Source organism: Jiella mangrovi (assembly GCF_017815135.1).
Taxonomy (GTDB): Bacteria; Pseudomonadota; Alphaproteobacteria; order Rhizobiales; family Rhizobiaceae; genus Jiella; species Jiella mangrovi.
On the sequence record NZ_JAGJCF010000032.1, the window covers coordinates 1 to 8,606 of the forward strand.

Sequence of the window (8,606 nt, forward strand, 5' to 3'; positions counted from 1 at the left end):
CTGCTGTGTGTTCTCGTGTTCTTATAATGGTGTTCCCCCCTGCTTTTCATCAATGAATCAAATGCTTGATCCGATTCAGGGGGAGAAAATCGGCAAAACAGGCCGGTTCAGGGGGAGAGAATAGGCGTTCAGGGGGAGAAAATCGGCGATTTGTCCACAAGGCTTCAGGGGGAGAAAATCGGCATCCTTTTGCCCCCTAAAAGGGGAGAGGCGATTTTTTGTTTTCTCCCCTTATGGCGATATGCCAGAATCCTTTTGTGTCCGATTCGCTATCCCTTTTTTCCGAAACTGAATTGTCCGGTATCCAAACGACGGGCAGCCCGTGGCTGCTCGATGTGGCAGACCCGGCAACGGTGCCTGTGCCGTTGCAGGTCGTCATCACCAACATCGAGGGACCGTTCACAGCCCGCGACCGGAAGCTATGGACCTTCCTGCTCCATGCGGCCTTTGACGAGCTGGGCCAACGGGGCGGTCACTCGCTCAAGATTTCAGACATCAACGCGGTGTTTCGGTCGCTCGGCGGGGAACACTCAACCGAATGGATTTGGAACAGCGCGAAGCGGCTTTCCAAGACGACTGTCGAGTTCGAAACGACCTTCGGTGAGGAAGTCTATGACACGATCACCAGCATTTTCTGGGCGACCGTGCCGCGCAAGGGCAGACGTGGAAACGAGCTGCATTTCGGGTTTCCCGAACCGCTGATCCCGCTCATCAAGGAGCCGCTGCGTTTCGCACGGCTACGGGTTCATTTCCTCATTCAGCTGTCCGGCAAATACGCTGTCACGCTGTACGAAATCCTTGAGGGTTTCGCGAACAGGCGGGACGGTCAGTGTCGCGTGACGATTGCTGATCTTCGCCGCTGGCTGAAGGTTCCAGAGGAAGCTTACGGCAATTGGAAAGACCTTAGGAAATGGGTGATCGATCCAGCAGTCAATCAGATCAACGCGGACCCGCTGGGTGCGGGCTTCACGGTCGAATATGAGCCGATCCGCAAAGGCCGAAACTACCACGAGCTGGTGTTTAAGCTGACCAAAACGGACGGGCGGAAGATGGTCGAAAGCCGCCTGAAACGCGCGGCCCACAAGGGCGAACGCTTCAACATTTCTGCCAAAGCCGAAGAGACCGCGCGGGAAATCGCTATTTCGAAAGGCTGGGACTATTACGCGCTTCTCGAGCGCTGGCGTTCCCATGCCCACAAGCAGGCCGAGAAGGGCAACCCGCCGAAAAACGCAGACGCGGCCTTTATCGGATATTGCAAGCGCCAGAAGGAGCTAAGGGCGGCTTAGTCCGGCTTCATGCCCCGGCCTCGATCTTCGCCGCGCCATAACTCCCACTGCTCCCACGTCATACCCCGGCCCTGATCGCGCTGGCGGCTGCGCTCGTTTCGGCGGGCCTGCGGGTCTAGTTCGGCCTGCCGGGTCTTGTTGGCTTCGCGCCAAAGGTCGCGCACCTGGTCGAGCTGCTGTGCCTGCCTGGCTTTGAGGGAGGCGCGTTCGTCCAAATACTCGCGGCGGGCGGTGTATTTGTCGTTCGCTAGATCGAGGCGGGCAACACGGATGGCCTGCTGTATGTCTTTGCGCACGTCCTTATAAAGCGCGTTTTTTTCGCGGAGATGCCGCCGCTCGATGATCGCAAGGCGGTTTTCCTTCGAGAAGGCCGCGACGAAGCCCCCTAAAAGATCTTCATGCTGGGCGCGCTCCTTCACCACGGCCGCGGCGTGCCAGATCCGGCCGATCATCGTCTTTTCGCCGCGCTCGAAATCTGCTCGCTCCGATCGCTGGCGCATGAACATGGCGGACCATGACTTTTTGCGGTCGGCCTTCACCTTGTCGATCGCGGCCCTGATTGCCTCGTCTTCCTCGTCCCGGATTGCGCCTTGCCGCTGGCGGTAGGCTTCCCGGTGCGCGGTCATCTCGTCGTGGTGCTGGGATTTCAGATCGCGGCCACGCTCCGCGATTTTTGCGGCGGCATCATTCATCTGAACCTTGATGAAGTCGGCGCGGCGGTCCTTCGTTTCGCGCTTCTCCCGGTCATAGACATTCCGGGGCTTGCGCTTGGCGTCCACCTTCTCGCCCTGCTGGCGCTTGTTGGCGTTCGCCTGCCGCCCCTCTACGACCTTCAGCCCATGTTCGCGCTCGAACTTCTGCGCCCATTGAGACAGGCGGCGCGTGTCGTTGGAAAGGATCGCCGCTTTACCGTTCTGCTTCGATGCTGCCGAAAGGCCCGTCTCTGGGTCGATGAGATTGACCATGACGTGAATATGGGCGTGCTCGGTGTCGGTATGGCGCACCGCAAGGGCCTGATGCCCGTCGAGCTTCAGGGCCTTTAGCGCCCCGGCTACGGCCTCGCGCTCAAGTCGCTCGTCCGTCTTGTCGTCGGGACTGAAATTGATCGAGAAATGATAGGCCGTATTGACTGGGGTTTTGCCCTTTTTAATCCCGGCAGCGGCCTTGAGCGCGTCCGCGCTCTTGGCGGTCGCCGCCATGAGCCGCCACGCCTTTTCCGGGTCCGCATCGTCGAGATTATAGCTTTGGGTCCAGCCTACCCGTTCGGCGCTCTGTCGATGCTCGACGTAGCGCCAGCCGTCTCCGGCATCGCGGGTATCATGGAGCAGATACGCGGCCAGCCCCTTGAAGCTTTTACCGACTCCGATCTTGACCGGATTCATGGAAAGTCAGCCGTGTGACGTGGCCCCTGATCTCGTTGATGAGATCAGGCAGATGATAGGGCGCCGTCCTTCCCGCGTTCACATGTTTCGCGATTTGGTTGAGATTGACGCCGATCCGCAAAAGGGCCGTGGCCAGCTTCGCCCGATGCGCCTCGGCGGCTTTCGTCGCCGGCATGGCGCGGCCTAGCGCCTGCCGGCGCACATACTCCGACATCGGCAATCCGAACGCGCTCGCGCGGTTCTCCAGTTCGGCCCGCTCGGCTTCCGTAAGAAGCACGACGGTTCGAACGTCCCGGAGGTCATCCGGCGATTTTCTCGGTCGTGCCATGCCGTTCCGCTGCCTCCTGCGGGGGGTTCCCAAAGGGGGGTGTTAGCCCCACCTTGGCCAGAGTTTTTATGTCAATAAAAACATATCTGGCTATTCATAAAAGTCCAGTCTACATGGGCCCCCCTTAAAGCGGCATTAACCACGGCTCGAACCTTCGAAATTCAAGCTCGAAACTAGTCGTTCGAACCCTTCTTCGAAGGCTGGCGCACTAGCTATTTTGAGGTGATTCAGGCCCCGCCCAACTGTCAACGGCTTCGCCGTCCTCCGCTACCGCTCCGGCCCTTCGGGTGACAGTTGGGCGGGGCCTGAATGGTCGCGGGGGAAGGCGGTCGGACAAGTCCGCCCGCCCCTTACGAGGCGCGCGACTTTTTGGACGGAAGGAGCCAAGACAGGAGACCGCGCCGCTCGTTGGCGACTTCGGTCAACTCGATCAGACGTTGCAGGGTCTCGCTCGCCTGCTGGCGATACTCGTCGCGGCTGTGGCTCACCTCGTCGGCAAACGCTCGATGGGCCTCGATCAGCTTCTTTGCGCTCTCAAGCTCGGCGGCGAGGACATCTGATCGACTGGCCTTCGGGCGTAGCTCGTCCAACTCGGACCGGGCCGCTGCCAGCTCACCCTTGAGGGTTTCAATATGGGCCGTCATAGCTTCGAAGGCTTCGATAAAAGGTTTCGAAGCGGCCTTCAATTTATCCGACCTCGAAACCTTCGAAGAAGGGGATTTCGAAGGCTCGTCCTCCGGGTCGATCCAGACCCATATTTTTCCCTGATTGTCGCGCTCGCCCCGGATATGTCCGGCTTTATAGCGGGACCGAACGCTATTAGGCTTCAAGCCTAACAGGTCGGCGGCTTCACTAAGGGACATTCTAACTTCGGGCATTTCGAAACCTTCTATCGCAACCTTCTAAGTATGATTTCGAAGCCTTCGAACATCACTCCGAAGGCTTCTATAGAAGCTTCTAAAATATCGTTAATCGAACCCTAATCCCAAGCAAAAATGGAAAAACTGTCCACATGGGACGCGCCTTATTCATGCTCGCGATTGCGGGATATGGCTACTACCTAACCCACCTATGGGATCCGCTTTATCCCTTCCTGAATGCCTCTGGCGACAAGGATTTTCGCCTTTGGCAGTATGTCGGCTTTGCGATGATTGCCTTTGCCGTGTGGAATTGGCACGTCATCTGGAAAGGGTTGCAATCCGCCGGGAAATTTGCGGTCTTTGTGCTTCTAGTTGCTGGGATCGCGGCAACTCTCGGGGGGCAAACAGACTTGCTTTATAGCCTGTTCGGATGACCGGAGCGCTTTTTTGGGGATTGGTTGCGCTCGGCCTTGGAACATTGATCGCGCCCCTGATGGGTCAAAAAGGCTTAAACTGGCGGTGGCTCTTTCGCCGCCGCGCTTTCGGTTCGGCACGGTGGGCACGACCAAAGGATTTTCGAAAGCATGAGATGGACAAGCCGGGAGGCTTGTTCCTCGGCCAGTGGCGGGCTTTTGGGGGCCTGCTGCGGCGTGATCTCTACCACAACACCGAAGGGCATTTGCTGACGATTGCCGGGACGGGCGGCGGCAAATCCTCCGGCCTCGTCGTCCCAGCTCTATGCGACCTCGTGCAAGGATCGGTGATTGTCACCGATCCGTCTGGCGAACTCGCGGCCATGACGGGCCGCCGCCGCGCGGAGATCGGCCCGGTAGTGTACCTCAACCCATTCGGTTCGGTCTTTGCCGCCGATACGGGCCTATCGATGCCGGATGACGGCTTTAACCCGTTCTCGGTCCTTGATCCGAACGACCCGAATTTTGTTTCGGAAGTGTCGGCCTTATCCCGGTTTCTAATGGTCACGGATCGGCGGGATTCCGGCTCCTATTGGAACGATGAAGGAGCGGAAGTGCTGGCGCTCCTGATTGCCTCGATCCTACTTTTCGATCCGCCTGATCTGCACAATCTGCCGTTTCTGTTTGAGGTGATCCACGATTCAGCCAAGCGCATACAGATGCGCTTCGAACGGATCGAAGATGCAGGCCACCCGGCCCTAAGTCCCAAAGCAGCAAAATATGCGGACATTATCGCTAAAGCGCCGCCGCAATGGGCGGGAATTGGGTCCAAGGCTTCGCTGGCGGTAAAACGCTATGCCCCGTCTACGCCGCTTGGTGAGCATGTGAAGCGGAACGGCCTCGACCTGCGGCGGCTCAAGCGGGAAAATCTGACGGTCTTCTTGCTGGTTCCGCCCTCGATGCTGAATGAGGCCGCGCCGTGGCTCAACATGCTGCTTGGCCTGTTCGGATCGGCCATTGGCAAGCCGGGGCCGCGTCGGCCCGTCACGCTCCTGATTGATGAAGCCCCTTCGCTGGGCTTTCTGCCGGACCTGCAAAGCCAGTTGCAGCAATTCCGAAAGGTGGGGCTGCGGGCGTGGCTTTTCACGCAAACTTACGCCTCGATGGCCGCGCCGGATTTGTACGGCGAGGCAGGCATGAAGAACTTGATGGGCCTCGCCACGGTGAAGCAGTTTTTCGCCGTCGAGGAGCCGGAAATGCAGCGGTATGTTTCGGACCTCTGCGGGCAACGTTCAGTCGCAAATACAGCCAGTTCCGGGGGAATTGGCGACGTCGGTCAACCGCTCATCCGGCCTGATGAGGTGCGGGGGCTTAAGCCGTGGTCCCAAATCATCGTCCGGGGCGGGATGCAGCACGCGATCCGCGCCAAGCTGATCCCGTATTTTCGGCGGGATCGCTGGCGAAAAATCGTCGATCCAAACCCCTATAGAACCTGATGGATATTGATCCGCGCAACAATGAAGATTTGATCAGGGTTGCCGCAGTCTTCGGACTGATGGGCGGTGTAATTCGCCTTTTAAGCAAGCAAGATTTTGCTCTTTTAGGCTTTGCTCAATCATTCATGACGGCTGTGATCGTCGCGGTTGCGGCTTTCGTTGTCATGAGAGGCTTGGTTCTAGCCTATGATCTAGCAATGATGATGGTGGCCGGGATCGTGAATGCCGCCCTCTGGACGGCAGGGGCCGCTTTCGCGCTGTTCATCGCCATCGTGCGCGGGATTGTCATTGACCTGCCAGTCATTCTTTTTCGGGTCAGCGCCGCGCTTTTCGTCGCGGCCTTTTCGAAAGATGCACCGGACCAAGCACCTGACCGCGATTTTGAGCCGGACCCTGCTCCGCAGCGCGATCATTCCATTGATCCGCGCGAAGAGAAGTTCCTGAATATCATCAATAACACGGCAGCCACGGAAGGCGAGAAAGCGAACGCGCGGGCTGCGTTGCGTCGTTACCGCGAGCGAAAGGGGACGAGTTGAGTTTCTTCAAGCGCTTTGTAGCGGCCTATAAGGGCCAAATTCCCACCTACTACACAGGCCGCAATGTCCTGTGTGCGAAAGCCGGGCGGTACTACTGCGAGGACATCACCATTAGGGATGGCGTGGCGACAATCAGCAACACGCGCAAGCTGCCCGATGCGCTGCCCGGCTCGCCACCGGGCGAAGTTGCGCTTGAGGATATTCCGTTCAAACGACTTGTTGCCACAGATACTTCAAGGTCTTGCCCGTACTGCGCCACCGTAACCGCCTGTCATTGCCAGTGCGGAGGGTGGTTTTGCAAAATCGGGACGGGCACTGAACAAACCTGCCCGCATTGCGGTCAAACGGCAGTGTATGAGGGAAAGGTATCAAGTTTCGCCGCGAGGAAAACGGCTCCCGGCTCTGGCTCTTCAAAACTCCGTATCGGCAGTGGTTCAGGTCAAAAGCTGATTGGGAAATAGCGTGAACAGGCACGACGATGGCCCTCGAACCAATGGCGGGCCATCAATCTCGCGTCACTCGATCTATTCACGCCTAGGCTTCTTTCCGCATTTAAAGGCCGTGGAAGGCATTTAGCCGCATTTCTCGGAGCCTATGGCTTGCAGAGCTTTTGTCTGAGGTCTCTGGTCTAAATTTCGACCCGCATCAAAGCCATGTTGATGGTCTCACGATTGGCGTCGTATTCGGCCTGTGGATCGAGTCTGGAAATTGGCTTTGTGACACCTGTGCCGGGCGTATAAATCGAAGAAATGAAGCTACGTCTTTAAGGTCTTTGGCTGGCTTCGTTACCGGCGATAATATACCCACTGGTTTTTGTAGCTCTTCGATTACGATTCTGATCGGCTCGACTAAATCTGTATCATTTGTAATAACAGCTGCGACGTCAAAAGCGTTGCGAAACGCATCCCTGACTAAATGCGCCGCCAGATTTACATCGCTGCCTTTTTCTTCTGTCTTTATTACACGAACAACACTAGGCCACGGCTGAAAAATAGGTTTTACGTCTGGATGACATGGCACCAATGGAGAATATTTTTTGTTTACTTGAAAATTTCCATAATGGATTTTTATTTCCGGAACAGTTTCTAGTGCATCAAGGTATTTTTGTTGGTTTTTCGGACCATCTGGATTTAACCTAGCTGACACACGAGCAGTGTAATAGTTAACTCTTGAAACTACATTTTCAGGCCTAAGAACCTTCTCAGATAATTCTTTTAAATTCAGCCATTTTAGGTGGCCGTTGCCTTGCAGCATTCGATGGTAAAGATTGAATCCATCGACATAAATGAAGGTTCTCATAAATTTTTCTTTTCCCAAAAAGCAAAAGCCACGCTTGGATCGCTCCAAGGTGGCTTTTGAGCCTACGGCACGCCGTAGGTGGGTTTCATTAAATGATAGGCAATCACCACAAAAATTGCAACGCCAATTTCTCAAAAGCGCAACAATATGGTAGAACAAGCGAAGAACTTCGAATGTTCTACCATATTCAGAGGGCTTCGTCAACCCCTATAACCAACTGATATATAATGATTTTCTGAGAGCTTTCAACGTGCTATTTGTTGCAAAAATAGGAATGCAACACATGCTCACCGACGATCTCACGTATTTCGAAAAGCGTTTGATTTCAGAACTCGAAAGAATTGAGTCTGAGATAAAAGAATTAAATTCGGAAAAATTTGCATTACAGAGGCAATTGGCAAAAGCTAGAGCTGAAAGAACAGGACTAGCTGATGTCTCCAGAAAAAACAGCCATAATAGACATTTAGCCGAAAGCTCAATAATTGATACGCTTAAGAAAAATTCTAAAGAGGTTACGACAGGAAAGCTTCTTTCAGAAGCTAGAAATACAAACTTCGATCTAAAAGATACAACATTTAGATCGTATCTTCATCGAATGAAAAAAAACGGCCTTATAAAGACAGGAAGCGGCACTGGTAGGTGGCTTCTTGTTACTAAAGACAACTAAAAATCTATATGCCCCTTGTTCGATCCGGGCCGGAGGCCGGAATCGAAGCCGCGCAAAGCGCGGCAATTCTGATGCCCCTCGTCCCGATGGCTCCATCCGGTCATGAAAGGCCGGAACTGTCACCCGTAGGGCCGTAGCGATAGCGAAGGACGGCGAAGCCGTTGATCGTTCCGGTCGTCATGGCAGGCTCGCGTATTGGGTCGGGGGTCTTTCTTCTCACCTTGAAGGCAGTGCGTTCCACAAGCTGCTGTGTGTTCTCGTGTTCTTATAATGGTGTTCCCCCCTGCTTTTCATCAATGAATCAAATGCTTGATCCGATTCAGGGGGAGAAAATCGGCA

At 55.4% G+C, this 8,606-nt stretch carries 10 protein-coding genes; 6 read left to right on the plus strand and 4 right to left on the minus strand.

Features of this window, described 5'->3' with window-relative positions; all coding sequences use genetic code 11:
* The first annotated feature begins 257 nt into the window (after window positions 1–257).
* Window positions 258–1,286, plus strand: coding sequence for a replication initiation protein (locus J6595_RS22225; RefSeq protein ID WP_209597924.1), 1,029 nt, complete (start codon window positions 258–260; stop codon window positions 1,284–1,286).
* On the opposite strand, the gene J6595_RS22230 is transcribed toward J6595_RS22225, so the two are convergent.
* From J6595_RS22230 to J6595_RS22240, 3 genes are all read right to left on the minus strand, one after another.
* The gene (locus tag J6595_RS22230; protein WP_209597926.1) at window positions 1,283–2,668 is read right to left on the minus strand and encodes a relaxase/mobilization nuclease domain-containing protein; all 1,386 of its coding nucleotides are present in this window, start codon (window positions 2,666–2,668) and stop codon (window positions 1,283–1,285) included. The genes J6595_RS22225 and J6595_RS22230 overlap by 4 nt on opposite strands.
* Window positions 2,640–2,996 carry a plasmid mobilization protein gene (locus J6595_RS23015; protein ID WP_209597928.1) on the minus strand — a complete coding sequence of 119 codons (357 nt, stop codon included), beginning with the start codon at window positions 2,994–2,996 and terminating at the stop codon, window positions 2,640–2,642. The genes J6595_RS22230 and J6595_RS23015 overlap by 29 nt, the downstream gene beginning before the upstream one ends.
* A gap of 350 nt (window positions 2,997–3,346) precedes the next feature.
* On the minus strand, window positions 3,347–3,859 hold the full coding sequence (locus tag J6595_RS22240) for a hypothetical protein (RefSeq protein ID WP_209597931.1): 513 nt from the start codon (window positions 3,857–3,859) through the stop codon (window positions 3,347–3,349).
* A 149-nt stretch (window positions 3,860–4,008) separates the two neighbouring features.
* Between J6595_RS22240 and J6595_RS22245 the strand changes: the two genes are divergently transcribed.
* Genes J6595_RS22245 through J6595_RS22260 form a run of 4 tightly spaced genes read left to right on the plus strand, consistent with a single transcriptional unit; the run spans window position 4,009 to window position 6,762 of the window.
* Window positions 4,009–4,290: a hypothetical protein gene (locus J6595_RS22245; RefSeq protein ID WP_209597934.1), complete on the plus strand. Its 282-nt coding sequence runs from the start codon at window positions 4,009–4,011 to the stop codon at window positions 4,288–4,290.
* Window positions 4,287–5,765, plus strand: a complete 1,479-nt coding sequence (locus J6595_RS22250; protein WP_209597937.1) for a type IV secretory system conjugative DNA transfer family protein — start codon at window positions 4,287–4,289, stop codon at window positions 5,763–5,765. The genes J6595_RS22245 and J6595_RS22250 overlap by 4 nt, the downstream gene beginning before the upstream one ends.
* Entirely contained in the window at window positions 5,765–6,301 is a 537-nt protein-coding gene (locus J6595_RS22255; RefSeq protein WP_209597939.1) for a hypothetical protein, read from the plus strand. Before J6595_RS22250 ends, J6595_RS22255 begins: the two co-directional genes overlap by 1 nt.
* Window positions 6,298–6,762, plus strand: coding sequence for a hypothetical protein (locus tag J6595_RS22260; RefSeq protein WP_209597942.1), 465 nt, complete (start codon window positions 6,298–6,300; stop codon window positions 6,760–6,762). The genes J6595_RS22255 and J6595_RS22260 overlap by 4 nt, the downstream gene beginning before the upstream one ends.
* A 184-nt stretch (window positions 6,763–6,946) precedes the next feature.
* On the opposite strand, the gene J6595_RS22265 is transcribed toward J6595_RS22260, so the two are convergent.
* Window positions 6,947–7,759 carry an NYN domain-containing protein gene (locus tag J6595_RS22265; protein ID WP_209597944.1) on the minus strand — a complete coding sequence of 271 codons (813 nt, stop codon included), beginning with the start codon at window positions 7,757–7,759 and terminating at the stop codon, window positions 6,947–6,949.
* A gap of 124 nt (window positions 7,760–7,883) precedes the next feature.
* On the opposite strand from J6595_RS22265, the gene J6595_RS22270 reads away from it, so the two are divergent.
* The gene (locus J6595_RS22270; protein ID WP_209597948.1) at window positions 7,884–8,267 is read left to right on the plus strand and encodes a hypothetical protein; all 384 of its coding nucleotides are present in this window, start codon (window positions 7,884–7,886) and stop codon (window positions 8,265–8,267) included.
* Window positions 8,268–8,606 lie beyond the last annotated feature (339 nt).